24 protein-coding genes are annotated in these 25,800 nt (G+C 63.4%); 19 read left to right on the top strand and 5 right to left on the bottom strand.

The window, feature by feature from the left end:
* Positions 1 to 2 precede the first annotated feature (2 nt).
* Together LB519_RS22780 and LB519_RS22775 are read left to right on the top strand one after the other, a co-directional pair.
* Entirely contained in the window at positions 3 to 311 is a 309-nt protein-coding gene (locus tag LB519_RS22780; RefSeq protein ID WP_013531040.1) for a hypothetical protein, read from the top strand.
* Positions 312 to 355: 44 nt separating this feature from the next.
* Positions 356 to 883 (top strand): GNAT family N-acetyltransferase, encoded by a 528-nt coding sequence (locus LB519_RS22775; RefSeq protein WP_013531041.1) that lies wholly within the window; start codon positions 356 to 358, stop codon positions 881 to 883.
* 4 nt (positions 884 to 887) lie between these two features.
* Here the strand turns inward: LB519_RS22775 and LB519_RS22770 are convergent, their stop codons facing one another.
* Positions 888 to 1,763, bottom strand: coding sequence for a LysR family transcriptional regulator (locus LB519_RS22770; RefSeq protein ID WP_224621274.1), 876 nt, complete (start codon positions 1,761 to 1,763; stop codon positions 888 to 890).
* Between the two features lie 121 nt (positions 1,764 to 1,884).
* Between LB519_RS22770 and LB519_RS22765 the strand changes: the two genes are divergently transcribed.
* Both LB519_RS22765 and LB519_RS22760 read left to right on the top strand, forming a co-directional pair.
* Positions 1,885 to 3,036: a gamma-butyrobetaine dioxygenase gene (locus LB519_RS22765; protein WP_224621273.1), complete on the top strand. Its 1,152-nt coding sequence runs from the start codon at positions 1,885 to 1,887 to the stop codon at positions 3,034 to 3,036.
* The gene (locus LB519_RS22760) at positions 3,033 to 3,623 is read left to right on the top strand and encodes an HD domain-containing protein (protein WP_224621272.1); all 591 of its coding nucleotides are present in this window, start codon (positions 3,033 to 3,035) and stop codon (positions 3,621 to 3,623) included. The genes LB519_RS22765 and LB519_RS22760 overlap by 4 nt, the downstream gene beginning before the upstream one ends.
* Positions 3,624 to 3,698: 75 nt before the next feature.
* Here LB519_RS22760 and LB519_RS22755 read toward each other — a convergent pair whose 3' ends face one another.
* Entirely contained in the window at positions 3,699 to 5,501 is a 1,803-nt protein-coding gene (locus tag LB519_RS22755) for an NAD(P)/FAD-dependent oxidoreductase (protein ID WP_224621271.1), read from the bottom strand.
* A gap of 420 nt (positions 5,502 to 5,921) precedes the next feature.
* Here LB519_RS22755 and LB519_RS22750 point away from each other — a divergent pair, with 420 nt between their 5' ends.
* The 10 genes from LB519_RS22750 to LB519_RS22705 all read left to right on the top strand — a co-directional run bounded on the left by LB519_RS22750 (position 5,922) and on the right by LB519_RS22705 (position 18,174).
* Positions 5,922 to 7,103, top strand: a complete 1,182-nt coding sequence (locus LB519_RS22750) for a DUF6600 domain-containing protein (RefSeq protein ID WP_224621270.1) — start codon at positions 5,922 to 5,924, stop codon at positions 7,101 to 7,103.
* Positions 7,104 to 7,360: 257 nt separating this feature from the next.
* Entirely contained in the window at positions 7,361 to 9,142 is a 1,782-nt protein-coding gene (locus LB519_RS22745; RefSeq protein ID WP_082826477.1) for an acetolactate synthase 3 large subunit, read from the top strand.
* Positions 9,143 to 9,227: 85 nt separating this feature from the next.
* Positions 9,228 to 9,800 (top strand): acetolactate synthase small subunit, encoded by a 573-nt coding sequence (ilvN, locus tag LB519_RS22740; protein ID WP_013531048.1) that lies wholly within the window; start codon positions 9,228 to 9,230, stop codon positions 9,798 to 9,800.
* A 132-nt stretch (positions 9,801 to 9,932) separates the two neighbouring features.
* Positions 9,933 to 10,529 carry a LysE family translocator gene (locus LB519_RS22735; protein ID WP_024501399.1) on the top strand — a complete coding sequence of 199 codons (597 nt, stop codon included), beginning with the start codon at positions 9,933 to 9,935 and terminating at the stop codon, positions 10,527 to 10,529.
* 247 nt (positions 10,530 to 10,776) lie between these two features.
* Positions 10,777 to 12,051, top strand: a complete 1,275-nt coding sequence (locus LB519_RS22730; protein ID WP_063168269.1) for an efflux RND transporter periplasmic adaptor subunit — start codon at positions 10,777 to 10,779, stop codon at positions 12,049 to 12,051.
* A complete protein-coding gene (locus LB519_RS22725) occupies positions 12,048 to 15,209 on the top strand; it encodes an efflux RND transporter permease subunit (protein WP_224621269.1) in 3,162 nt (1,053 codons plus the stop codon). The genes LB519_RS22730 and LB519_RS22725 overlap by 4 nt, the downstream gene beginning before the upstream one ends.
* Before the next feature lie 79 nt (positions 15,210 to 15,288).
* The gene (gene nthA, locus LB519_RS22720; protein ID WP_224621268.1) at positions 15,289 to 15,894 is read left to right on the top strand and encodes a nitrile hydratase subunit alpha; all 606 of its coding nucleotides are present in this window, start codon (positions 15,289 to 15,291) and stop codon (positions 15,892 to 15,894) included.
* On the top strand, positions 15,891 to 16,550 hold the full coding sequence (gene nthB / locus LB519_RS22715; RefSeq protein ID WP_224621267.1) for a nitrile hydratase subunit beta: 660 nt from the start codon (positions 15,891 to 15,893) through the stop codon (positions 16,548 to 16,550). Before nthA ends, nthB begins: the two co-directional genes overlap by 4 nt.
* On the top strand, positions 16,537 to 16,902 hold the full coding sequence (locus tag LB519_RS22710) for a nitrile hydratase accessory protein (protein WP_224621266.1): 366 nt from the start codon (positions 16,537 to 16,539) through the stop codon (positions 16,900 to 16,902). The genes nthB and LB519_RS22710 overlap by 14 nt, the downstream gene beginning before the upstream one ends.
* A gap of 144 nt (positions 16,903 to 17,046) precedes the next feature.
* Positions 17,047 to 18,174 (top strand): ATP-dependent RecD-like DNA helicase, encoded by a 1,128-nt coding sequence (locus LB519_RS22705; RefSeq protein WP_013531055.1) that lies wholly within the window; start codon positions 17,047 to 17,049, stop codon positions 18,172 to 18,174.
* Here the strand turns inward: LB519_RS22705 and LB519_RS22700 are convergent.
* On the bottom strand, positions 18,167 to 18,589 hold the full coding sequence (locus LB519_RS22700; RefSeq protein WP_013531056.1) for an STAS/SEC14 domain-containing protein: 423 nt from the start codon (positions 18,587 to 18,589) through the stop codon (positions 18,167 to 18,169). The two genes, LB519_RS22705 and LB519_RS22700, sit on opposite strands and share 8 nt — an antisense overlap.
* A gap of 134 nt (positions 18,590 to 18,723) precedes the next feature.
* Here LB519_RS22700 and LB519_RS22695 point away from each other — a divergent pair, with 134 nt between their 5' ends.
* The gene (locus tag LB519_RS22695; protein WP_224621265.1) at positions 18,724 to 19,464 is read left to right on the top strand and encodes a pyridoxine 5'-phosphate synthase; all 741 of its coding nucleotides are present in this window, start codon (positions 18,724 to 18,726) and stop codon (positions 19,462 to 19,464) included.
* A 103-nt stretch (positions 19,465 to 19,567) separates the two neighbouring features.
* Entirely contained in the window at positions 19,568 to 21,487 is a 1,920-nt protein-coding gene (locus LB519_RS22690; RefSeq protein ID WP_013531058.1) for a potassium transporter Kup, read from the top strand.
* A 181-nt stretch (positions 21,488 to 21,668) separates the two neighbouring features.
* Here the strand turns inward: LB519_RS22690 and LB519_RS22685 are convergent, their stop codons facing one another.
* Positions 21,669 to 22,562 (bottom strand): SDR family oxidoreductase, encoded by an 894-nt coding sequence (locus tag LB519_RS22685; RefSeq protein WP_063172436.1) that lies wholly within the window; start codon positions 22,560 to 22,562, stop codon positions 21,669 to 21,671.
* A gap of 135 nt (positions 22,563 to 22,697) precedes the next feature.
* Between LB519_RS22685 and LB519_RS22680 the strand changes: the two genes are divergently transcribed.
* Together LB519_RS22680 and LB519_RS22675 are read left to right on the top strand one after the other, a co-directional pair.
* On the top strand, positions 22,698 to 23,108 hold the full coding sequence (locus tag LB519_RS22680; RefSeq protein WP_013531060.1) for a winged helix-turn-helix transcriptional regulator: 411 nt from the start codon (positions 22,698 to 22,700) through the stop codon (positions 23,106 to 23,108).
* Between the two features lie 44 nt (positions 23,109 to 23,152).
* Complete coding sequence (locus LB519_RS22675) at positions 23,153 to 24,448, top strand: FAD-dependent oxidoreductase (protein WP_224621264.1); 1,296 nt, start codon at positions 23,153 to 23,155, stop codon at positions 24,446 to 24,448.
* Here the strand turns inward: LB519_RS22675 and LB519_RS22670 are convergent.
* Positions 24,396 to 25,142, bottom strand: coding sequence for a glutathione S-transferase family protein (locus LB519_RS22670; protein WP_027160572.1), 747 nt, complete (start codon positions 25,140 to 25,142; stop codon positions 24,396 to 24,398). The genes LB519_RS22675 and LB519_RS22670 overlap by 53 nt on opposite strands.
* A 99-nt stretch (positions 25,143 to 25,241) precedes the next feature.
* On the opposite strand from LB519_RS22670, the gene LB519_RS22665 reads away from it, so the two are divergent.
* A complete protein-coding gene (locus LB519_RS22665; RefSeq protein WP_063172435.1) occupies positions 25,242 to 25,700 on the top strand; it encodes a MarR family winged helix-turn-helix transcriptional regulator in 459 nt (152 codons plus the stop codon).
* The last annotated feature ends 100 nt before the right edge of the window (positions 25,701 to 25,800 follow it).

The raw sequence follows: 25,800 nt of genomic DNA, 5'->3' as shown, positions 1-25,800 counted from the left end.
CAATGGCAAAGAGACCAAAGCGCTCCCACAATGGGGGGCCGCCTCTCGATGAGTACAAGGGCCCGCCATGGGGCACGGGCGATCCCTATATCTTCCTGGCCTGGCAGGCAGCGCACGCCAAGGCGTGGAAGGCGCCGAGCCACGAGGTCATGCTGTTGCGCATGGACAGAGCCGAGCGGCTTGGCCTGACCTACGAGGAGTACACGCTCGAGATTCTCGAGCGCGGACGGCACCTCGGCCACGAAGATGCCGACCGCATCAGCGCCATCAAGGCGGCGCGAAAGCGTCGCCGCGCGCGCCATCTGGAGTGACGGCAATGCGCCCGCTTCTATCGCAATCACGGGATATCCCGCACATGAACTCGATCGAGATCGCAACCCTGACCCCGGCTGCCGAGACGCAGGACGGGCTGGCCGAATTGCTGGTCGCAACGGTGGCGGCAGGCGGTTCGGTCAGCTTCATGCATCCGTTGGCGCCGCAGGCGGCGAGGGGTTTCTGGGAGAAATCGCTGGCCGCGGCGGCAAGGGGCGAAAGAGCGGTGCTTGGCGCCTGGGACGGCAAAAACCTGGTCGGCACCGTGACCTTGCTGCTCGACTGTCCGCCCAACCAGCCGCACCGGGCCGAGATCGCCAAGCTGATGACACGCACAGACTACCGGGGCAGGGGCGTGGGAACGCGCCTGATGCGGGCCGCCGAGAGCCTTGCGGTGGAGAAGGGCCGCACGCTGCTGGTTCTGGACACGGCAACCGAGGAGGGCGCCTCAGGCCTCTATGAGCGGTTGGGCTTCACGCTGGCCGGTGAGATACCGGACTATGCACTGAAGCCGCATGGCGGGCTGACCGGCACGCTGATCTACTGGAAGCGGATCGGGCAAATCTCGTAACCGGTCATGCCGGCGCGGAGAGGCGCGACAGCAACCACTGGCGGAAATCCTGCTCGGCGCCGGTTAGGCGCGCTGTCGACGCCTTGGTCAGAAAATGGCCCGATGTGCTGGAGAGTTCGAAGTCGGAAAGCCTGACCAGCGTCTTGCTGTCGAGCGCCGCATCGACCAGCGGCCGCGAGCCCAAAAGCACGCCGGCACCGGTCTTGGCCGCTTCCATGGCGGCAACGAAGCTGTCGAAGCGGTGCGATCGCCTGGGATGGCCGGCCAGCCTGGCGGCAGCGAACCATTCCGCCCACATCTCGCGCGCGCCGGCAACCAGAAGCAGCGGCAAGGAGGTCCAGTCTGCGTCGCCGACCAGACCCGGAGCCGCCACCGGCACAAGCCGCTCGGCGGTCAGCCTGTCGGCTTCGCGGCCGGGGAAGGATCCGTTGCCGAAACGGATATCGAGCACCGAGCCCGGCAGGTCGTAATCGGTAGGGCGATGGATCGTCACCAGGTCGAGCTGGATGCGCGGCAGTGCCTTCGCGAGATCGGGCAGCGCCGGAACCAGCATCAGCAAGGCAAAGGAAATCGGCGCCCGGATGGTCACGGTCTGGACGGCGCGCGGCTCGAACAGTTCCGCGGTGCTGTTGCCGATGGTGGCGAAGGCCGACTGGATGTGGGGGAGGTAGGCTGCCCCCTCCGGGGACAGGGCGACGCCGCGCGCCAGCCGCGAAAACAAACGTGTCTTCAGTCGCTCCTCGAGAAACCGGATGTGTTGGCTGACGGCCGCCTGGGTGAGGCCAAGCTCGGCTGCCGCAGCGGTGAAATTCGACAGCCGCGCCGCGGCCTCGAAACTGCGCAGCCAGTCGAGCGGCGGCAGGGGTGTGGTTCGAGCCATTAGTGTATCGCGGTCATTGGCCAAAATATGATAATTTGAATTATGCCTCTCGCGCGATCAACATGCAATCGAAACCCTGCGGATCAGCTGCGGGGGACGCAATGGACAGGAACGGATCTCCATGCTCACCCAGGCGCTGATCGGCGACGAAGGTAGAACAATCGAACTTGGCTGGAAGGACGGGTCGCGCAGCCGCTTTCACGCCATGTGGCTGCGCGACAATGCGCTGGACGACAAGACGCGCAGCGCCGGCAATGGCCAACGGCTGATCACCATCCTCGACATTCCCGCCGACACCAGGATCGGCGCGGCATCGGTCAAGGGCGGCGCCCTGGAAGTCAGCTTCGTGCCGGAGCAGAAAACAGTGAGTTTCCCGGCGGCATGGCTGAGCGCCAATGCCTATGATCGTGACGCGGCCCGCCAGCCCGGCTGGACGGACGAGGCCACCGTGCGATGGACCAAGGCCTCGATGCAGAATTCGGTGCCGCGCGCCGGTTATTCTGCTGCCAGTGGCGACCAAGCCGTCTTGCGGCAATGGCTGTCGGCGGTGAAAGCCTATGGCTTCGCGGTGATGGACGATCTGCCGGCCGAATCCGGAGCGCTGTGCAAGGTGTCCGATCTGTTCGGCTATATTAGGGAGACCAATTACGGGCGCTGGTTCGAAGTGCGCGCCGAGGTCAATCCGAGCAATCTCGCCTACACCAATCTCGGGCTCCAGGCGCATACCGACAATCCCTATCGCGACCCCGTGCCGACGCTGCAGATCCTGTCCTGCATCGAGAATACGGTTGAGGGAGGCGAATCCAGCGTCGTCGACGGATTTGCCGTCGCGGCTGCGCTGCAGGCTGAGAACCCGGAAGGCTTCCGGCTGCTGAGCTCATGCCCGGCGCGCTTCGAATATGCCGGCTCTTCCGGTGTGCGGCTGCAGGCGAAGCGGCCGATGATCGAGCTCGGGCCCGATGGCGAGCTGATCTGCATCCGCTTCAACAACCGCTCGCTGGCGCCGACGGTCGACGTGCCCTTCGCCGACATGGAAGCGTACTACGCGGCCTACCGCCGGTTCGCCGAACTGATCGAGGATCCATCCTTCGAAGTGACGTTCAAGCTCGAAGCGGGGCAGGCTTTCATCGTCGACAACACGCGCGTCATGCACGCCCGCAAGGCGTTTTCCGGAACCGGCAAGCGCTGGCTGCAGGGCTGTTACGCCGACAAGGATGGCCTGCTGTCGACGCTCGCGTCGATAGAACACGGGTTCAAGGAGGCGGCGGAATGAGCGGCCAGGATTTGAACGCGGACAATATCGTCGAATTCATCGCCGACATCTTCGAGCGCCGGGGTGCGGAATCCTATCTCGGCGAACCCGTCACCATGTCGGAGCACATGCTGCAGGGCGCCTGGTTCGCCGAAAAGGACGGCGCGCCGGACGAGCTGGTGGCGGCGGCGCTGCTGCACGACATTGGCCACTACACCAGCGAGTTCGGCACCTATTCGCCCGAGGATGTCGAGGACAAGCATCATGACGAAGCCGGCGGCGAAGTGCTGGCGCCGTTCTTTCCACCTGTCATCGTCGAATGCGTCAGGCTGCATGTCGCCGCCAAGCGCTATCTCTGCGCCACCGATCCGACCTATTTTGGCAGGCTGTCGCAGGCCTCGGTGCACACGCTGTCGCTGCAGGGCGGGCCGATGAATGCCGAGGAGGTGGCCGAGTTCCGCAAGAACCCGTTCCATGAGGAAGCGGTCCGGGTCCGCATCTGGGACGAGAGCGGCAAGATTGCCAACATGAAGACGCGGACGTTTCGCGATTACGTGCCGCTGTTGCAGCGGGTGGTGACGCAGTTCGCGGCGGGTAAGCCGGCGTAATTCCCTCAAAGGAAGGAGGCAGGGTGCAAGCCCTGCCTCCTTTCTTTCTTCCGGCTTCGCCGGAATCGCGCTCGCCTACCCCTTGTGATGCACCTGCTGCAGCCCGTAGACCGGCGTCGCCAAGCCGGCCTGCCTGGCCTTCAGCTGCAGCGCCAGGAATTGTGAATAGTGGCGTGACTGGTGCAGGTTGCCGCCGTGAAACCACAGCGCTTCCTGCTGTGTAGGCTTCCACATGTTGCGCAACTCGCCTTCCCAGGGGCCGGGATCCTTGGTGGTGTTCGAGCCGAGGCCCCAGCATTTGCCGACCTTGTCGGCGGTTTCGCGCGATATCAGATCGGCGGCCCAGCCGTTCATCGAGCCGTAGCCGGTGGCGTAGACGATGAGGTCCGCAGGCAGTTCCGACCCGTCGCTGAGCAGAACCGAGTGCTGCTTGATCTCTTCGACGTCGACGCCGCTCTTCAGCTTGATCGAACCATCGATGACCAACTGCGATGCGCCAACATCGATGTAATAGCCAGAGCCGCGCCTGAGGTACTTCATGAACAGGCCGGACTCGTCGTCGCCCCAGTCGAGCATGAAACCGGCCTTTTCCAGTCCCTTGTAGAATGCCGCATCGCGTTTCTTCATCTCGGCATAGGCCGGGATCTGGAACTCGTGCAGGATCTTGTAGGGCAGCGAAGCGAAGATGAGATCGGCCTTGGCGGTGGTGATGCCATTCTGCAGCGCCTGCTCCGAATAGAGCGAACCCAGTCCGATTTCCATCAACGTGTCGGACCTGGAGATATGGGTACTCGAGCGCTGCACCATGGTCACGTCGGCGCCGGCTTCCCAAAGTGCGGCAGCGATGTCATGGGCGGAATTGTTGGATCCGATGACAACGGCCTTTTTGCCGGCATAGGCGTCGGGACCCGGATGCTTCGACGAGTGGTGCTGATCGCCCTCGAAGGTCTCCATGCCCTTGAATTTCGGCAGATTGGCTTTGCCGGACTGTCCGGTCGCCAGCACCAGCTGCTTCGGCTTCAGCGTGATGTCCTTGCCGTCACGGTGGACGACAACGGTCCATTCCTTCGTCTTGTCGTCATAAGAGGCGCTTTTGGCCTCGGTCGAGGACCAGTAATTCAGCTCCATTACCTTGGTGTACATTTCCAGCCAGTCGCCGATCTTGTCCTTGGGCGAGAAGACCGGCCAGTTCTTGGGGAAATCGATATAGGGCAGATGGTCGTACCAGACCGGGTCATGCAGGCAGAGCGACTTGTAGCGCTTGCGCCAGCTGTCGCCGGCACGCTCGTTCTTCTCGATGATGATGGTCGGCACGCCAAGCTGCCGCAGCCGCGCGCCGAGCGCGATACCGCCCTGGCCGCCACCGATGATCACCGTATAGGGCTGCGTCTTGAAGCCGAGCTCGGCGGCTTCCCTCTCGCGCTCTTCCTTCCATGTCGGACGGTTCTTGCCCGAGCCGTGCCTGGCGCCCATCGGCCGCGCGAAGCCTGCCGGCTCCTCATGGCCTTTCAGTTCGGCCATGGTGGTCAGCAGCGTCCAGATCTTGCCGTTCTTCAGCCTGACATGGCCGAAGCCGCGTGCCGCCTCCGTCTCGAAGCTGATCCAGCCCTCGATCAGTTCGCCGCTCTCGGTCGCGTCCTCGCCCTTGGCGATGGCGAAGTGCGATGGCCTGGTGTTCGACAACTGGCTTTTCAGCATGTCGCGGACCTGGTCGCGGCCTTCCATGGTCTTGATGTTCCAGGTGAAGGTAACGAGGTCGCGCCAGTAGCAATCTTCTTGAAAGCAATCGACCGCCTTCTCGATGTCATTGGCAGCAAGCGCGGCGCCGAATTGGTCGAGTACGTCAGACAGTTTCTTGCTAGAGGGCTTGTCGAGCATCAGGTTTCCTCCCGTGAAATCCAGATCGTCATGGTGGTGGCTCCGACGGGCTTGCCGCCGGACGATCAAGTATCGTCAGAGATGGCGGCCCTCGTCACGCCCCACCATAGTTTCCAGCGGTTTCAATGGTTTATTCGCAAAATGGGATCACCCGGCGGTTTCGCAATCGCCCGGGCGCCGGAAACGACCGTCCCATTTGTGAATGCCGCGCCGGTCGCGCAAAGTTGATGGTCAAATGCCGCAATGCGGTCACCGGGGACGATGACAACCGATCGGTGAGAAGCCGGGAAGCGGTGGCGGGCAGCAGGGCGGTTCCTGGGATTTTCTGGATGCGGAACTCTGGAGCCCGTTATGATTATCATATCCTTTTTCCAAGCGTCTTCACGCCACTTTCTCGGCCGGCGTGGACGTGCTGCAGCAATGGCCGCGGTCATCGCCTTGAGTGCGACGCTGACCGGCCCGCTGGTGCTGCCCGGAACACAGGCGCATGCGGCGGAAATTTCCGTCACCGTCCGCGAAAGGCTTTCGAACTATGGCGGATGGCGAACCTCCAGCCGCTTCGGCGATGTCTGGGTTCCCTCGGTTCATACCCAATGGCGGCCCTACACCGAAGGCAGGTGGGTCTGGACTGACAATGGCTGGTACTGGCAGTCCACCGAGCCATTCGGCGATGTCGTCTATCACTATGGCCGCTGGGCGTATGATCCCGATTTCGGCTGGGTGTGGATCGCCGGCGATCAATGGGCGCCAGCCTGGGTGGTCTGGCGTCAGGGCGGCAATGATGTCGGCTGGGCTCCGGCGCCGCCCGACGTCGGTGCCGCCTTCGACGACGCCTGGTGGTGTTTCGTGCCGGTGGCGGCGATCGGCGCGGTGGATCTGGTCAGGGTGGTGCGGCCGGTTCAGGAGAACCTCGTCATCGTGCGCAACACGACATTCATCAACCAGACGGTCGTGGTCAACAATGCGCCACGCGTGCGGCTTGGCAACCAGGTGGTTGCAATCAATGCCGGACCCCGGCTGCAGCAACTCCCGAAGCCCGTCATGGAATCGATCAAGGCGGCAAAACTGGTTCCTCCGCCCAAAGGCGTGTTTGCCAGTGCACGTCTCGATGCTTCCAGGGGCGCCGAAATCAAGAAGCTTGCCGGCAATGCAATGCCTGCCGCCAAGGCGGCCAATGGGAACGGGCAAATCGTGGCGGGCCATGGCCCCAAGATTGCGAGCGGCGACAAGGCCACGTCTCCGAGCGCTGTGACAGCGAGCAATCCAGCCGTCGTGAAGCCTGGCAACACTGTGCGCAAGCGGATGGCCGCCGGCAACGGCGTGAAGGCCGATCCGCTCAAGCTGCATGCCGACAGGACCGCGGGCGATGGACGTATCGTCGTCAAATCGTCGGCCAAACCGGGTTCGGCCAAGCCGGTCTCGGGGCAGCGTCCTGCACGCGGTGCCGGACAACAGAAGCCGCATCAGCAGGCGATGGCAATGCACATGCCCCAGCACCATGGCCCGGCAAGGGTGGCACCTCACCATCCGCCAGCGAAGATGCAGGCGAGGAAGGTGTCCAACTGCGATCCGCGCGTTTCCCGCTGCAAGGCGCCGGGCTGATCGCCTCAATCGCGCCGGCACGCTGTGCGCGCCGGCGCGATTTTTCCCGTTGACAGGTCGCCTTGCCCGCCCTTAGTGTCCGCCACCATGAAAACAGCACTCATTCTCGTAGGAAAGCGCGTGGGCAAGGCGGTGTAACCGCCGGGCGAAAACCCCCCATGCGCAAGACACAGGCTCCCTCGGGGGCCTTTTTTATTGCCTGAAACACGACTAAACGACCAGCAAACGCCCAATGGCGACAGTACGGGACCAGACCGATGAGCAACGGACAGAACGAGCGGCGCGAGATGACGGGCGCCGAAATGGTGGTGCAGGCGCTGAAGGACAATGGCGTCAAGCATGTCTTCGGCTATCCCGGCGGCGCTGTCCTTCCGATCTATGACGAGATTTTTCAGCAAGACGAGGTCGAGCACATACTGGTGCGCCATGAGCAGGGCGCCGGCCATGCGGCGGAAGGCTATGCGCGTTCGACCGGTAAGGCCGGCGTGATGCTGGTGACCTCCGGCCCGGGCGCCACCAATGCGGTGACGCCGCTGCAGGACGCGTTGATGGATTCGATCCCGCTGGTCTGCCTGACCGGGCAGGTGCCGACCTCGCTGATCGGCTCGGACGCTTTTCAGGAATGCGATACGGTCGGCATCACGCGCCCCTGCACCAAGCACAACTGGCTGGTGAAGGACGTCAACGAGCTCGCCGCCACCATCCACGAGGCCTTTCATGTCGCGACCACCGGCCGTCCCGGTCCGGTCGTCGTCGACATCCCGAAGGATGTGCAGTTCGCCAAGGGATTCTATGTCCCGCCGCAGATCGCGCCACGCACCAGCTACCAGCCAAAGGTCCAGGGCGACCTGGAGAAGATCAAGGCGGCGGTCGAGTTGATGGCGGGCGCCAAGAAGCCGATCATCTACAGCGGCGGCGGCGTCATCAACTCCGGCCCGGAAGCGAGCCATCTGTTGCGCGAACTGGTCGATCTCACCGGGTTCCCGATCACCTCGACGCTGATGGGCCTCGGCGCCTATCCGGCATCGGGCAAGAACTGGATGGGCATGCTCGGCATGCACGGCACCTATGAAGCCAACATGGCCATGCATGATTGCGACGTGATGATCTGCATCGGTGCGCGCTTCGACGACCGCATCACCGGCCGGCTGACCGCCTTCTCGCCGAACTCGAAGAAGATCCACATCGACATCGATCCGTCGTCGATCAACAAGAACGTCCACACCGAGGTGCCGATCATCGGCGATGTCGGCCGGGTGCTGGAGGATATGGTGCGGCTGTGGCGGGCGAGCGCCAAGGCCGACAAGAAGGCGCTCTACCCCTGGTGGGAGCAGATCGCCAAATGGCGTGCGCGCGACTCGCTCGCCTACAAGATGAACAACGACGTGATCATGCCGCAATACGCCATCGAGCGGCTCTACGAACTGACCAAGGGCATGGACACCTACATCACCACCGAGGTCGGCCAGCACCAGATGTGGGCGGCGCAGCACTATCGTTTCGAGAAGCCGAACCGCTGGATGACGTCGGGCGGGCTGGGCACGATGGGTTATGGCCTGCCGGCAGCACTCGGCGTGCAGATCGCGCATCCCGACGCTTTGGTCATCGACATTGCCGGCGACGCCTCGGTGCAGATGACGATGCAGGAGATGAGCGCGGCGGTGCAGCACAATGCGCCGATCAAGATCTTCATCCTCAACAACCAGTATATGGGCATGGTGCGGCAGTGGCAGCAGTTGCTGCACGGCAACCGGCTGTCGCATTCCTATACCGAGGCGATGCCGGACTTCGTCAAGCTGGCCGAGGCCTATGGCGGCCACGGCATTCGCTGCGAAAAGCCGGACGAGCTGGACGACGCGATCAAGGAGATGATCTCGGTCAGGAAGCCGGTGCTGTTCGATTGCCGCGTGGCGACGCTCGCCAACTGCTTCCCGATGATCCCGTCGGGCAAGGCGCATAACGAGATGCTGTTGCCCGACGAGGCAACCGACGAGGCGGTGGCCAATGCCATCGACGCCAAGGGCAGGGAACTGGTGTAGCCGGCAGAACCAAGGCAGGGCTGTCGCGAGAAAGCCCTGCGCAAACAAAGAATTAGCTCAAGAGCTTGAAATCGAGATTCATGTCATGAACGCACAGCTACAACCGACCGGTTCGGCCTATTTTATCGCCAAGGAAACGGAAAAGCCGGAAAACCACACGCTTTCCGTGCTGGTCGACAATGAGCCGGGCGTGCTTGCCCGGGTCATCGGCCTATTTTCCGGGCGCGGCTACAACATCGAGAGCCTGACCGTCTCCGAGACCGAGCATGAAAAACACCTGTCGCGCATCACCATCGTGACGCGCGGCACGCCGCATGTGCTGGAGCAGATCAAGCACCAGCTGGAGCGCATCGTGCCGGTGCACCGCGTCGTCGACCTGACCGTGCGTTCGCATGAATCCGGCCAGGAGCGGCCGCTGGAACGCGAACTGGCGCTGGTCAAGGTCGCCGGCATCGGCGAGGCCCGGGTCGAGGCGCTGCGGCTGGCCGATGCGTTCCGCGCCAGCGTCATCGACGCCAACACCGAGCATTTCATCTTCGAGATCACCGGCAAGGGCTCCAAGATCGATCAGTTCATCGCCATCATGAAGCCGCTCGGCCTGGTCGAAATCTGCCGCACCGGCGTGGCGGCGTTGAACCGCGGCCCGCAGGCGATGTAGGCCTTCGGTGCTGGCGCCGGGCGCGCCAGCCAGCTTCCACAGTGAGGCTTCTGGCCCCGCTGTGGGCCGTCCGTGGGCCTTTGCGGGTTGCCTAGAAAAGACAACGATCCTGACTTGTCGGGGAGGATATCCATGTCGCTTGACGCTTTCCTTGCCCTGCTTGTCTACGCCTTGGTGACTTCGATCACGCCGGGGCCGAACAATCTCATGCTTCTGGCATCGGGCGTGAATTTCGGCATCGTCAGAACCGTTCCGCACATGCTTGGCATCAGCATGGGTTTCCTCGTGCTGCTGCTTGCCGTCGGTCTTGGCCTTGGCGCTGTGTTGACGGCGTTTCCGGCGCTGCATACCGCGCTCAAGATCGCCGGCGGCGCCTATCTTTTGTACCTCGCCTGGAAGATCGCCATGTCGCGCACGCTGACCGGCAAGGGCGAGACGAAGGCGCGGCCGATGCGCTTCATCGAGGCGGCTGCATTCCAGTGGGTCAATCCCAAGGCGTGGGTGATGGCGATCACCGCCATGGCCGTCTATGCCAATGCCGAGCACCCGTTCCTGTCGGTGGTGTTGATCGCTGTGGCCTTCACCATCGTTAATTTACCGAGCGTCTCGGTGTGGGCTGGGTTCGGCACCGCGCTGCGCGGTTTCCTGTCGGACCCGGTACGGCTGAAATGGTTCAACATCGCCATGGGCGTGCTGCTGGCGGCGACGCTTTGGCCGATGCTCAAATAGGCCGAGACGCGCAGATTCTGGTCGTCTCAGGCCGGAAGGCGATGGCTCGCAAGCCGTCGGATGGGGATTCAGCCCGTGTTGCACATCCATTGTGCAGTGCACATTAAATCTTCGTAATGCCGTGTTTTGGCCCTTTTCCGACAAAGGCGCGTCCTATCTATTCGGCGAAATCGCGGCAACGGGCCGTGATTTGCGCTAGAGTAGAACCATCGGACCACGACGTGTCGGGTGGAGAGGGCCTTTGACCATGCGTGGAAAAGTCGTTCTTTCGTTGCTTGCCGTCGCCTGTGCGGGCGCGGCCTGGCTCTATGTGTCTCCGGACGCGCTGAGCAAGGCTCAGCAGCTCATCGGCGCAAAGCAGGTCGCTGCCGCGGACAAATCGGCAACCGGCAAGCCGGCAGCGGGCGACAAGGCGGCAGGTGGCGGCGGTGCCGCCCGCTCGGCTTCCATCCTCTCGGCCGTCGCCTCGACAGCCGATTTCCCGATCCGGCGTTATGCGATCGGCTTCGTCTCGTCTCCCGCCGTCGTCAACATCAACGCGCGGGTGTCCAGCCAGATCGTCTCGATCGACGTCAAGGATGGGCAGATGGTCAGGGTCGGCGACGTTCTGTTCTCGCTCGATGACCGGGCGCTGAAGGCGCAGCTTGCCAAGGATCAAGCGGCGCTCGCCAAGGATCAGGCGATGCTCGCCAGCTCGCAGTCCGATCTCCAGCGCGCCAAGGATCTGGTTGCCAAGCAGGCCGGCACGCAGCAGACCTACGACCAGGCCGTCGCCGCGCAGAAGGCTGCCGCTGCGACCGTTGACGCCGACAAGGCGACAATCGACGCCGACAATGTCCAGCTTGGCTTCGCCACGATCACGGCGCCGATTTCCGGCAGGCTGGGTGCGGTCAGCGTCGCCGTCGGCGATCTCGTCACCGTCAGCAATGGCAACAGCAGCACGGCGACCCCGCTGGTGACCATCACCCAGATGGACCCGCTGCAGGTCAACTTCAATCTGCCGGAAAGCAATCTCGCCCTGCTGCACAAGGCGCTTGCCAATCCGCAGCAGGGCGCGGTGACACTGACCAAGGATGGTGACGCGACGCCGATCGGCAAGGGCACGCTCGATTTCGTCGACTCCAGCGTCGACACTGCGTCGGGCACTATCGCGACGCGGGCAAGTATTCCCAATGCCGACCTTTCGCTATGGCCCGGCCAGTATGTGAATGTCGTGCTCGACGCCGGCATCATGCCGCAGATGACATCGGTTCCTACCGTCGCCGTGCAGCCAAGCCAGAAGGGCCCTTTCGTCTATGTGGTCAAGCCGGACAACACGGTCGAGATGCGGCCGGTGCAGGTGGCGCTGACCGAAGGCGACAACAGCGCCATCAGCCAGGGGCTGAAAAGCGGTGAGAAGGTTGTCACCGAGGGCCAGACACGGCTGAAGGACGGCGCCGCGGTGCATGAAGGCAAGACCACGGCGGGTGCCGCTGCGCCCAAGGTGGCCGAGGCGACCAGCGCCGGCGAGGCCGCCCAATGATCTCCGAATTCTGCATACGCCGGCCCGTCGCCACCCTTCTGATGTCGTTCGCCCTCGTGCTGGGCGGGCTGTTCGCCTACAAGTTCCTGCCGGTGGCCGCACTGCCCAGCGCCGAATTCCCGGTGGTCAACGTCTCGGCCTCGCTGCCCGGCGCCTCGCCGGAAACCATGGCGACATCGGTGGCGACGCCGCTGATCAAGCAGTTCGCCACCATCGCCGGCATCGATTCGATCTCGACCACCAATTCGCTTGGCCAGACTTCGATCGCCATCCAGTTCGTGCTCAACCGAGACATCGACGCGGCGGCGGCCGACGTGCAGGCGGCGATCGCGCGCACGCAGAAATCATTGCCGCCGCAGATGACGGCGCCGCCGAGCTATCGCAAGGTCAATCCGGCCGACGCGCCGATCCTTTTGATGTCGCTGGTCAGCGACACGGTTCCGCTGACCGACCTCGATGCGTTCGCGGAAAACGTCATCTCGCCGTCGCTGTCGACCATCGACGGCGTGGCGCAGGTCTCGATCTTCGGCCAGCAGAAATACGCGGTGCGCATCCAGATCGACCCGACCGCGCTTGCCGCACGCGGCATCTCGATCGATCAGCTGCAGGCGGCGGTTGCCTCGGCCAACAGCAACACGCCGCTCGGCGTGCTCCAGAACGACAAGCAGCAGCTCACCATCACCGCCAACACGCAGCTGACCGACGCCGCCGGTTTCTCCAACATCATCATCGCCACCAAGAACGGTCACCCGGTACGGCTGGGCGAGGTGACCCGCGTGGTCGATTCGGTGCAGACGACCACGACCGCAAGTTGGTACGATGGCACCCGCGCGATCATCATGGCCGTGCAGCGCCAGCCCGACGCCAACACTGTCGACGTCGTCGACAAGGTCAAGGCGATGCTGCCGTCCTTCAAGGACCAGATGCCGGCCGCCGCCGACATCAAGTTGCTTAACGACCGCTCCAGTTCGATCCGGCAGGCGGTCAGCGACGTGCAGTTCACGCTGCTGCTCACCATTGCCCTGGTCATCATGGTGATCTTCGTGTTCCTGCGCCGGGTGACGGCGACAATCATCCCGGCCGTGGCGGTGCCGATCTCGCTGATCGCCACGCTCGGCGCGATGTTCCTGTTCGGCTTTTCCATCGACAACATCTCGCTGATGGGCCTGACGCTGGCGGTCGGCCTCGTCGTTGACGACGCCATCGTGATGCTTGAAAACATCTTCCGCCACATGGAGGAGGACGGGCTGTCGGCCTTCGACGCCTCGCTGAAGGGCGCGCGCGAAATCGGCTTCACCATCATCTCGATCTCGATCTCGCTGGTGGCGGTTTTCATCCCCGTGCTGCTGATGGGCGGCGTCATCGGGCGCATCTTCAACGAGTTCGCCGTGGTGGTGACGGTCGCCATCCTGGCGTCGATGTTCGTGTCGCTGACGCTGACGCCGATGCTGTGCTCGCGGCTGCTGTCGGTGACCAAAGCCGACCGCGACAAGCATGGCCCCGGTCACAAGCAGGACCTCGTCACGCGCGGCTACGACAGGGTCTTGAGCTTCTGCCTGCGGCACACCTTCCTGGTGTTCCTCGTCTTCGTCGGCACCGCGGCAGCGTCGGTGTGGCTGATCCAGATCTCGCCGAAGGGCTTCTTCCCGCAAGAGGATATCGGCCAGATATCGGTGACCACCATCGCACGTCAGGACATCTCTTTCGACGCCATGTCCAGGCTGCAAGGACAGGTCGCCAGCGTCTTCTCGCATTCGCCCTATGTCGACCATGTGGCGTGGTCGGCGGGCAGCGGCAACAACGCGCTCAACCAGGGGCAGCTTTTCGTCCAGCTCAAGGGCAAGGACCAGCGTCCCGCTATCGAGAAGGTGCTTGCGGATCTGCGCAAGCAACTGGCCGGCGTTGCTGGCATCGAGACCTACATGCAGCCGGTGCAGAATTTGAGGCTGGGCTCGCGGTCGTCCGCAAGCGCCTACCAGCTCGTGGTTCAGGGCCTTGATACCGGCCTCACCGATATTTGGGCGCAGAAACTGAGCGACGCGATGGCGGCCGACCATGCGAACTTCACCGACGTCACCAGCGACCTGCAGAACAATGCGCTGCAGGCGACGCTGGTGGTGGATCGCGACAAGGCCGCCCAACTCGGTATCGATACCGACACGTTGCGCTCCGCCCTCTATGGCGGGTTCGGCACCGACCAGGTTTCGACCATCTTCGGTTCGGCCGACAGCTATGAAGTCATCACCGAGCTCGATCCCAAGATCGAGTGGTCGCCCGAGCGGATGCTGGCCATCCAGATGAGGACGGCGAGCGGCAGTCTTGTTCCGCTCGGCGCCTTCGCCCGCGTCGATCGCACGGCCGGCGCCCTGACCGTCAACCAGCTCGGCCAGCTTCCAGCCGTGACCATCTCCTACAATCTGCCGCAGGGCGTGGCGCTGGGCGACAGCGTGACGCGCATCAATGCGCTGAAAGAGCAGATCGGCATGCCGACGGTGATCTCGACGACCTTTGCCGGCACGGCCAAGACCTTCCAGGATTCGCTGGCCAACCAGGGTTTTCTGGTCGGCGGCGCAATCCTGACCATCTACATCGTGCTCGGCATCCTCTACGAAAGCTTCATCCACCCGCTGACCATCCTCACCGGCCTGCCGTCGGCCGTGCTGGGAGCGGTCGTTGCGCTGCGCTTCGCCGGCATGGATCTGTCGGTCATCGCGGTGATCGGCATCCTGATGCTGATCGGCATCGTCAAGAAGAACGGCATCATGATGGTCGATGTCGCGCTTGAGTTGCGACGAGAAGGCATGTCGGCGACCGAGTCGATCCACAAGGCCTGCCTGATGCGGTTCAGGCCGATCATGATGACGACGCTGGCGGCACTCATGGGCACGTTCCCGATTGCGCTCGGCACCGGCGCCAGCGCCGAACTGCGCCAGCCGCTGGGCGTTGCCGTTGTCGGCGGCCTGCTTGCCTCGCAGGCACTGACCCTGTTCGTGACGCCGGTGATCTATGTCTACATGGAGAATTTCTCGGGCTGGCTGGTCGGGCTTTGGTCGAAGCGCAAGGGCGAGCCGGGCTCGGTCGAAGCGGGGGATCAGCCCTCGCTGTTCAAGCCCAGGGAAGACATGCTGCCCGAGCCGCAGCGGGCGGCCGCCGAATAGGGGGTAGAGCTGGCGCCATGTGCCGTTGGCCCAAGCCCTCATGCTTGCAGCGGCATCACTGCAAACGTAGTTTGTCGCCATGTCACACGATCATGATCACGACAACGAACTCGATCCGTTTGCCGCCCGCGTGCGTGCGCTGGAGACGATCCTCGCCCAGAAGGGTCTGATCGATCCGGCCGCGATCGACGTCATCGTCGACACCTACGAGACGAAGATCGGGCCGCGCAACGGCGCCAGGGTGGTGGCCAAGGCCTGGAGCGATCCTGCCTTTGCCGATTGGCTGAAGCGCGACGCGACGGCGGCGATCGCATCGCTGAGCTATACCGGCCGCCAGGGCGAGCACATGCAGGCGGTGTTCAACACGCAGGATACCCATAATCTCGTCGTCTGCACACTGTGCTCCTGCTATCCGTGGTCGGTGCTTGGCCTGCCGCCGGTCTGGTACAAGGCGCCGCCCTATCGTTCGCGCGCGGTGATCGATCCGCGCGGCGTGCTGGAAGAGTTCGGGCTGACGCTGCCGGCGGACAAGAAAATCCGCGTCTGGGATTCCACTGCCGAGCTGCGCTATCTCGTCGTGCCGATGCGGCCCGAGGGTACCGAGGGCTGGAGCGAGGAGCGGCTGGCGGAGCTGGTGAGCCGCGATGCGATGATCGGCACCGGCCTGGCGGAACAGCCGGCATGAACGGGCCGCAGGATCTCGGCGGACAGATGGGTTTCGGCCCGGTCGCGCCGGAAAAGGACGAACCTTACTTCCATGCCGCCTGGGAAAGGCGGGCGCTCGGCGTGACGCTGACTGCCGGCGCCATGGGCGCGTGGAACATCGACGAGAGCCGGCATGCACGGGAATCGCTGCATCCGGCTGTCTACTATTCATCGAGCTACTACGAGATATGGATCAAGGCGCTGGAGGTGCTGTTAAAGCGCCATGGCTTCGTCAGCCAGCGCGATCTCGAAGCGGGCAAGGCAGTCGATCCAGCAGCGACTCCCAAGAGGGTGCTGAAGGCGGAAAACGTGCCCGCAGTGCTGGCCAAGGGCAGCCCTTGCGACCGGCCGGTGGCGCAAGCGGCGCGGTTCAAGGCCGGAGACCCCGTGCGGACCAAGAACTTCAACCCGACCGGCCACACGCGGCTGCCGCGCTACGCACGCGGCAAGCACGGCGTGATCGAGGCGGTGCACGACGGTTTTGTTTTTCCCGACAGCAACGCGCATGGACACGGCGAAAATCCGCAATGGGTCTACACCGTGGTTTTCGAAGGATCGGAAATCTGGGGCGAGGGGGCCGACCCGACGCTAAGCGTGTCGATAGACGCCTGGGAGAGCTATCTTGAGCCGGCCTGAGGTGAATGGTCCCACCGCCGATTTGCCGCTTGGCGTCGAGGCCCCGGTGTTTGCCGAGCCATGGCAGGCCGAAGCCTTTGCCATGACAGTGGCGCTGCATGACAAGGGCCTGTTTTCGTGGAGCGAGTGGGCGCAGGCGCTGTCGAGCGAAGTGAAAAGACCGGGCGCCGCAGCGGACGGCCATGATTATTACGAACATTGGCTGGCGGCGCTGGAAAGCCTGCTTGCCTCGAAGGGACTGGCCGCCAAGGCCGATGTCGACGCGATGGCTGAGGCATGGGAGCGCGCGGCACATGCCACCCCGCACGGCAAGCCGATCCTGCTGGAGAACGATCCCCAGCGGATTCGATAAGGTCTGGGGTGAGCTTGTATGTTCCCTTTACGTTCTTGTCCGTGCCTGATAGCTTGACCCGTCGGCGGCACTGAAGCGTCCCGGCGCATCGATGATGATGGCGGCTGTCTTGTCTTTCCCTTGCGAATCCGGTCTCTCGCGCTGATGGAATTCTCTCCCCAACAGGACGAGGCGCTGCAAGCGGTTGCCCGCTGGCTCAAGACCGGCCAGCCGCAGCTGTTCCGTCTGTTCGGCTATGCCGGCACCGGCAAGACGACGCTGGCGCGCTATTTCGCCGAACATGTCGACGGCCAGGTGCAGTTCGCCGCCTTCACCGGCAAGGCCGCGCAAGTTCTGCGCTCCAAGGGGGCGGTCAACGCCCGCACCATCCATTCGCTGATCTATCGGCCGAAGGGCGAGGAATCGGTGGCCGACGAGGTCACCGGCAAGACCTCGATGTCGCCGACTTTTTCGCTCAACCGGCAGAGCCCCATCTCGCGGGCCAAGCTGGTCGTCATCGACGAATGTTCGATGGTCGACGAGCAACTCGGCCGCGACCTGATGAGTTTCGGCACGCCGATCCTGGTGCTCGGCGACCCCGGCCAGCTGCCGCCGATCTCGGGCGGCGGCTTCTTCACCGACCATGAGCCCGATTTCCTGCTCACCGAAATCCACCGGCAGGCGCGCGACAATCCGATCCTGCGGCTGGCGCTCGATGTGCGCGAGGGCCGCGAGTTCATGCGTGGCGACTATGGCACGGCGCAGGTGATCGGCAAGGAAGACGTTACCCAGGAACTGGTGCTGAAGGCGGACCAGGTGCTGGTCGGCACCAATCGCACGCGGCGCCGCTACAATCAGCGGCTGCGCGAGCTCAAGGGCTTCAACGCCGATTATCCGCAAGCCGGCGACAAGCTGGTCTGCCTGCGCAACGATCCGGCAAAGGGCCTGCTCAACGGCTCGCTGTGGAAGGTGATGACATCGTCGCGCGAGACGGTGAAGCCCGGCATCAACCTTCTGGTGTCGCCGGAAGAGGACGATCCGGATCGCGGCGTCGCCAAGATCAAGCTGCTCAAGGCGGCGTTCGAGGATCCGGACGCCGATATCCCCTGGCAGCAGAAGAAGCGCTTCGACGATTTCGACTATGGCTACGCGCTGACCGTGCACAAGGCGCAGGGCTCACAGTGGAACGAGATCGTGCTGTTCGATGAAAGCTGGGCCTTCAAGGAAACCCGCCAGCGCTGGCTCTACACCGCCATCACGCGGGCGGCCGAGCGGCTGACGATCGTCAGGTAGGGGCGCCGGATGCTGTTGCCCCGATAGGCTGTGCGGCAAGCCATTGCCAGGCGGCAGCCTCGTCCTCCGTCCTGAAATGCCTGATTTCGATGGGTGGTGAGGACGGCAGAAAGCGTTGTGCGTCCGCTATCCAGTCCGGTTCGCCGATCGTCGCGCAACGGTCGACATGTTCCAATGCATGAATGGCGCCCTGCTTCAGGGTCTCGTCAGCGATGTCGGCCCAGTCGACGCCGTCGTGGTCGACGAGGCGCACCAGCACATCGACGCGCGGATGCAGGGCGTAGGCTGCCTCCAGCAATCCGAAAAGATTTTCACCATCGGCCGCGGAAACGTGCCCGACGACATCGATGGCGAAAAGGTCGTCACGGCTGGTCTCGATACGGCGGATTGCCGGCACCTCATCAAGAAAATTCATCGGCGCTACCTTTCCCGGCTGGTTCATCAGGCTTGGAACACCCGAAACCCCCAGTCTGTTCCCACCAAAGGCATTACTGTTCCCGCCAAAGCCATTATAGGTGGGCGCGTCTAACGATTTCCGAGGCCACCCGCATGCCTGCAAAGCTCTCCGTCAACCTCAATGCCATCGCCATGCTGCGCAACCGGCGCGACCTGCCGTGGCCCAGCGTCACCGGCATCGGCCGCATCGCGCTGGCGGCCGGAGCGCATGGGCTGACGGTGCATCCACGCCCCGACGAACGGCATACAAGACACTCCGATCTGCCCGAGATTCGCTCGCTGATCGACGACGAGTTTCCGCGCGCGGAATTCAACATCGAAGGCTATCCGACCGAGGATTTCCTGTTGCTTGTGGAAAAGCATCAGCCCGAACAGGTGACTTTGGTGCCGGACGATCCGGCTCAGGCGACATCGGACCATGGCTGGAACTTCGCTACCCAGGCCGCGTTCCTCACACCGATCGTCAAGCGTCTGAAAAAGGGGGGCTTTCGCGTGTCGCTGTTTTCCGATCCGGACCCCGATTGGGTGGCGGCCGCATGCGACACCGGCGCCGACCGCATCGAGCTCTATACGGGTCCATACGGCAGCTATCACACAGATTCCGCCAAAGCGGCCAAAGAGCTGGAAAGGCTGGGAAAAACAGCCGACGCCGCGCTTGCCGCCGGGCTTCAGGTCAATGCCGGGCACGATCTGGTGGTCAGCAATCTGCCGGCACTTGCCAGGCGCATTCCGGCATTGGCCGAAGTGTCGATCGGACATGGGTTGACAGCCGACGCGTTGGAGTATGGCATGGCCGGCACGGTGGGTCGGTTCCTCAAGGCCTGCGGGTGGTAGCAATGGCAGCCTCGCATGGCAGGCATGGCTGCCATTACGCGACGGCACTTGATATTGCATTGCAGCAAGCGTAGAGCACCGCGCGCTTATCGGAGTGTCGTCCATGGCCCTTACCAATAATGGTAGTGAGGCAGAACCCGTCGAACAATCGAGCCATTCGGAAGTCGAACAGCACAGCACCAAGGTTCTGATGCTGGGCGCGCTCGGTGTTGTCTATGGGGATATCGGCACCAGCCCGATCTACGCCTTTCGCGAGGCGCTGGTGGCATCTTCCGGCGGAGAAGTGGCCGACCGCGGTGACATCCTGGGCGTTTTGTCGCTGATCATCTGGTCGCTGACCATCATCGTCACCATCAAATACATCATGTTCGTGCTGCGGGCGAACAACCGCGGCGAGGGCGGCGTGCTGTCGCTGATGGCGCTGGCGCGCGGCAGTTTCCCCAAGCGCTCGGCGCTGATGCTCGGCATCGGCATCGTCGGGGCGTCGCTTTTCTTCGGCGACGCCGTCATCACGCCGGCGATTTCGGTGCTGTCGGCGGTCGAAGGCATGAACGTCGTCACGCCGACCTTCCAGCCTTATGTCGTGCCGCTGACACTGGTCATTCTCGCCATGGTGTTCGCGGTGCAACGTTTCGGCACGGGCGGCGTGGGATTGGTCTTCGGTCCCGTGACGGCGGTGTGGTTCCTGGCGATCGGCCTTTCCGGCCTCAACCACATCATCGCCGATCCGGAAATCCTGTGGGCGATCAGCCCGCACTACATCGTCGCCTTCCTGATCAATTCGCCCGATGTCGCTTTCGTCACCATCGGCGCCATCTTCCTCGCCGTGACCGGCGCGGAAGCGCTCTATGCCGATCTCGGCCATTTCGGCCGCAAGCCGATCGTGCTCGCCTGGCTGTGGGTCGTGTTTCCGTGCCTGCTGCTCAATTATGCCGGGCAGGGCGCTTTCGTGCTGGCCAAGAACGGCGTCGTCGGCCATCCGTTCTTCGAAATGAATGAAGGCTGGACGCTGATCCCGATGGTCGTGCTGGCGACCGCCGCCACGGTCATCGCCAGCCAGGCGGTGATCTCGGGCGCCTTCTCGTTGACCAGGCAGGCGGTGCAGCTCAACATGCTGCCGCGCCTGGAAATTCTGCATACGTCGGAGAAACAGTCCGGCCAGATCTACATGCCGCGCGTCAACCTGCTGCTGGCGCTGGTGGTGATGATGCTGGTGGTGGGCTTCGGCGAGTCCAGCAGGCTGGCATCGGCCTACGGCATCTCGGTGACCGGCAACATGCTGGTGACCACGGTGCTGTTGTTTGTGGTCATGACGCGGATCTGGAAATGGAAGCTGTGGCTGGCGGTCTCGCTGACGGCGCTGTTCGGCTTCATCGACGTCGGTTTCTTTGCCTCCAACATCGTCAAGGTGTTTGAGGGCGGCTGGGCATCGCTGGCCGTTGCCTTCACCATCGTGCTGGCCATGTGGACCTGGGTGCGCGGCAGCCGCTATCTGTTCGACAAGACCCGCCGCAACGAGATCCCGCTCGATTTCCTGGCCGGCAATCTGTTGAAGAAGAAGCCGCAGCTGGTGTCCGGCACCGCCGTGTTCCTGACCAGCGATCCGCTCAGTGCGCCAACCGCATTGATGCACAGCCTGAAGCACTACAAGGTGCTGCATGAGCAGAACGTCATCCTTTCGGTGGTGACCGCGCCGCAGCCGGTGGTGCCCGACAGCGACCGGGTCAAGATGGAGACGGTCAACGAGCTGTTCATGCGGGTAACGCTGACCTTCGGCTATATGGAGCAGCCCAACATCCCGCGCGCGCTGGCGATCTGCCGCAAGCAGGGCTGGAAATTCGACATCATGACGACTTCGTTCTTCCTGTCGCGGCGTTCGCTCAAGGCCTCGCCCAATTCCGGCATGCCGGTGTGGCAGGACCGGCTGTTCATCGGCCTGGCGCGCACGGCGGCCGACGCGACGGAGTATTTCCAGATCCCGACCGGGCGCGTGGTGGAGATCGGCACTCAGGTGGCCATCTAGGACATGCCGATATTCAGGCCGGCCTGCGAACGGCAGGTTCCCGCGCTTCCGGTACTCACGGACTAGGTGTCCGCTCCGTTCCGGTTCTCGGAACCCACCATTCTCGGTCCAGCCTGACCTGAATCTCGACATGTCCTGGCGAATGAGCTGTGTCTTGCGGCACAGTCCATGTCACTCCGCTTCAACCGGCCAGCGCGGCCTTGTTCGCCTCGAGGAACTGCTTCAGCGTTTTTGGCTTGCGGCCGGAAAGCGTCTCGACCGAGTCCGTCACCATGGCGATGCGGCCGGAGCGCGTGTTGACGTCGAAGGACACGATGACTTCAGCAAAATCCTCGGGAACGCCTGATGCCTTTACCCCTTCGGTGAGCGCTTCATCCGGAACCTGCACGACATCGAGCGACTTGCCGGTGACCTCGCTTACCAGGGCGGCAATCTCTGCCGTGGTGTAGGCGTGCGGACCGGTCAAGGTGTAGGTCTTGCTTTCGTTTGAAGCGCCAGCGAGGCTGGCGGCGATCGCCGCTGCCATGTCGTCGCGCGCACCGTGGGCAATGCGCCCGTCGCCGGCCGACGTGTACCATTTTCCCGAGGCGATCGCGTGCGGCAGGGCCATGAACAGGTTCTCCTGGTACCAGCCGTTGCGGAAGATCGTGTAGGGGATGCCGCTCGCCTTGATCGCCTGCTCGGTGCTGTAGTGGTCATCGGCAAACAGGACCGGCGATACCGGCTCCGGATTGGGCATCGAGGTGTAGAGCAGATGCGAAATGCCGGCATTTTTGGCCGCGGCGACGGCATTTTCGTGCTGCTTCAGGCGCCTGCCGCTTTTGAGATCGAGATCGCCGGTCGAAATGATCAGCACCTTGTCGGCGCCTTTGAATGCGGTTTCCAGCGACGCCGCGTCGTTGAAGTCGGCGGCCCTGACAACGACGCCGCGCAACGCCAGATCGGCCACGCTTTCCGGATTGCGTGTGGCGGCGATGATGTTTGCCGGTGGAACTTTGTGCTTGTCCAGGAGATATTGGATGACGCCGCGGCCGAGCTGGCCGGAAGCGCCGGTGACGAGAAGGGTTTCGCTCATGGAAGGTCCTGACATTGCGCCGCTAAGGCGGTTCGAGTGGCAGTCTCAAAAAGAGACCAGCACTAAAATAGGAATTGACCTGGTGCCGTAAAGAAGGCAGTTTTTCGGGAGGTAGGCACACGCAGGGAACCAGCCATGGACGGCAAGGTCATCAATCTGAAGTCGAAGTTGGAGGTCTACAAGGCCATCTCAGGCGGCGGTAATATTGCCAATTGTCCGGTTCGCGAGGTCATCCAGGGGGTGAGCGGCAAATGGAGGTCGCTGCTGATGATGGCGCTGGCTGAAAAACCCTATCGCTTCGGCGAGTTGCGGCGCCTTGTGCCCGACATTTCGCAGCGCATGCTGACCCAGACGCTGTACGATCTTCAGCGCGATGGCTATGTGCATCGTGAGGTGTTCCCGACCAAACCACCAAGCGTTGAATACAGCCTGACCGATCTCGGGCGCTCTATGTTCGGCGCCTTTCATCAATTGATTCTGTGGGCCGAACTCAACCATGATGCGGTGCGCGCAGCGCGCGCCGATTTTGATGCTTCCCAGGCTTGAACGGCCGCCAAGGCCCTGGCTTGAACGACCGCTAAAGCCCCAGGGTGCGGCTTGATTTCGCCGGGCTGCTGAAGGATTGTCCCGGCCAGTTCGGCTTTGGGGGCATTGGCATTTCCTACGACATCGCAATAGCAGGCGCCGGGCCGGCGGGACTGGCCATGGCGCTCTATCTCAAGCGCGCCGGGCATCGGGTCACGGTCTTTGAACGCTTCGATGAGCCGAAGCCGGTCGGCTCCGGGCTGATCCTGCAGCCGACAGGGCTGACGGTGCTGGCCGATCTTGGCCTGCTCGACGACATGCTGGCGCTGGGCAGCCGCATCGACCGCCTGCATGGCGCCGATGCCACCACAGGCCGTACCGTGCTCGATGTCCGCTACGATGCGCAGCGCGGTGGCCGCTTCGGGCTGGCGGTGCACCGGGCGGCCTTGTTCGGCGTGCTCTTCCGCGCCGCCCAACGCAAAGCGATCGCCATCGAAACCGGCGTCGAGATCGAGGCCTTGGAGACGGGCGAACGGACGACGCTGATCTGCGGCAACGGACGAAGGACGGGGCCGTTCGACCTCGTCATCGACGCCAGCGGTTCGCGCTCGAAACTGCGCGGCGCAAGCGCTGCAGGCGAGCCACGACCGCTCACCTATGGCGCGTTCTGGGCCTCGCTTGGCTGGCGCGGCGACGGTTTCGATGAGCGCGCGCTGCTGCAACGCTACGACAGAGCGAGCGTGATGATCGGCGTGCTGCCGATCGGCCGGCCGCAGCCGGGCGCTGAAAAGATGGCGGCCTTCTTCTGGAGCCTGAAGCCGTCGGACGCCGATGAGGTGCGCGTCCGGGGCCTGGATGCCTGGAAGGACAGGGTGATCCGGCTGTGGCCGCAGAGCGAGGCGTATGTCAGCCAGATCGACAGTTTCGACCAGCTCTCGCTGGCGCGCTATGGCCACCACACGATGAAGCGGCCGGTTGGGCGGCGGCTGGCCATCATCGGCGACGCGGCGCACTCGACCAGCCCGCAGCTCGGGCAAGGGGCCAATATGGCGCTGCTCGACGCCGCGGCGCTCAGCCATGCGCTGGCGCGGACGGACAGTGTCGAAGCGGCACTTGAAGCCTATGCGAGGGCGCGGCGCTGGCATGTCCGCATCTTCCAGGCGCTGTCGCTGGCGTTCACGCCGTTCTACCAGTCGGATTCGGTGGCGCTGCCCTTCATCCGCGACAGGCTGGTGGCGACGGTGGCAAAAATCCCGCCGGCGCCGCAGTTTCTCGCCTCGATGGTGGCCGGCACCGTAATCGATCCGTTCAAGCGGATAGGACTGGTCGAAGCGCGGTGGCCGGATCGTTTTGGCCAATGAGGCTCGAAAGGTACGATCCCTTTGCCCGCAGGAAGGTATGCAGGCGCTGTGGGTAGTCCGGCGCCACGGCTTGCCTGATCGACGGGCGTTCACTCAAAGCCTGGCGCCAGGCGCGGACGAGGGGCTTACGGTCAAGAATGCCGAAATCACCGATCCGGTCGAAGACATCGAGATAGCGGAAGACCGGACCGTAAACGGCGTCGACCAGCGAGAAGTGCTTGCTGGCGAACCAGGGGCCGCCAGGCTCGTCCGCCAGCTCGGCTTCGAGACGGTCGAACATGGCGGACAGCGCGCTGGATTCGTCAAGGAAGCCGGCCTCGGTCGATGTTGAATAGAACCGGCCGATGGCATTGAGGGTTGCCGAACCGAACTCGATCCAGGCGCGATGCCGGGCGCGGGCATAGGGATCGGCAGGGTGGAGGGGGTTGGCTTGCGTCTCTTCGAGGAATTCGAGGATGACGGCCGATTCGAAGATCACCGTTTCCTCGCCATTTCGCTGCACGCGCAGCAGCGGCACCTTGCCGAGCGGCGAGATCGCCTTGAACCAGTCCGGCTTGTTGGCGAGGTCGATATCGACGCGCTCGAACGGCACGCCCTTTTCGGTGAGCGAAATCGCGGCGCGTTGCACATAGGGGCAGAGGTGATGGCTGACGAGAATGAGCTTGTCGGCGCGTTTGCAGATTTCGTGTTTCATCGGATTGGCTTTCCCTGATTAATGCAATTGCATCTATGTAGATGCATATGCATTGATCGTCAAGCTTGATGCAATTGCATCTATCGTCTAAGGTGCGCCATGACCGAGAAAGCCACGCCTTCGCCCGAAGCCATCAAGGCTTGGGCTCGCCTGATGCGCGTATCGCGCCAGTTGATGGAGAGCGCCGAAGAGGCATTGAAGGCCGTCGGTCTGCCGCCGCTTGCCTGGTACGACGTGTTGCATGAGCTTGCCGAGGCGGGCGAGGGCGGGTTGCGGCCGTTCCAGCTCATCGAGCGCACGCTGTTCGCGCAATACAACATTTCGCGCCTGCTGGCCCGGCTCGAGGCCGATGGGCTCGTCGAGAAACTGCCGGTGGCCGATGACGGCCGTGGCCAGACCATCCGCATCGCGGCCAAGGGGCGAGAGACACGCCGCCAGATGTGGGCTGTGTACGGACGCTCGATCGCCGAACTGATTGGCGCCAAACTGTCGGCAGATGAGCTGACCATGGTCTCGGCACTGCTTGGACGGTTGCGCCATCCGCCAGCCAGCGATTAAGCGAGCCTGTCGCGCCAGCGCCTGTCCATTTTGCAGATATTTTGCTCTCGTCCTCTTGCGCACGGCCTCGGATCGCGCAATAAGCCGAACCGTAACGTAC

The sequence above is a fragment of the Mesorhizobium sp. AD1-1 genome, from assembly GCF_020164655.1.
GTDB lineage: Bacteria > Pseudomonadota > Alphaproteobacteria > Rhizobiales > Rhizobiaceae > Mesorhizobium > Mesorhizobium ciceri.
Note: the sequence above shows the minus strand (reverse complement) of the source record. Positions and strands in the feature narration are given on the sequence as shown.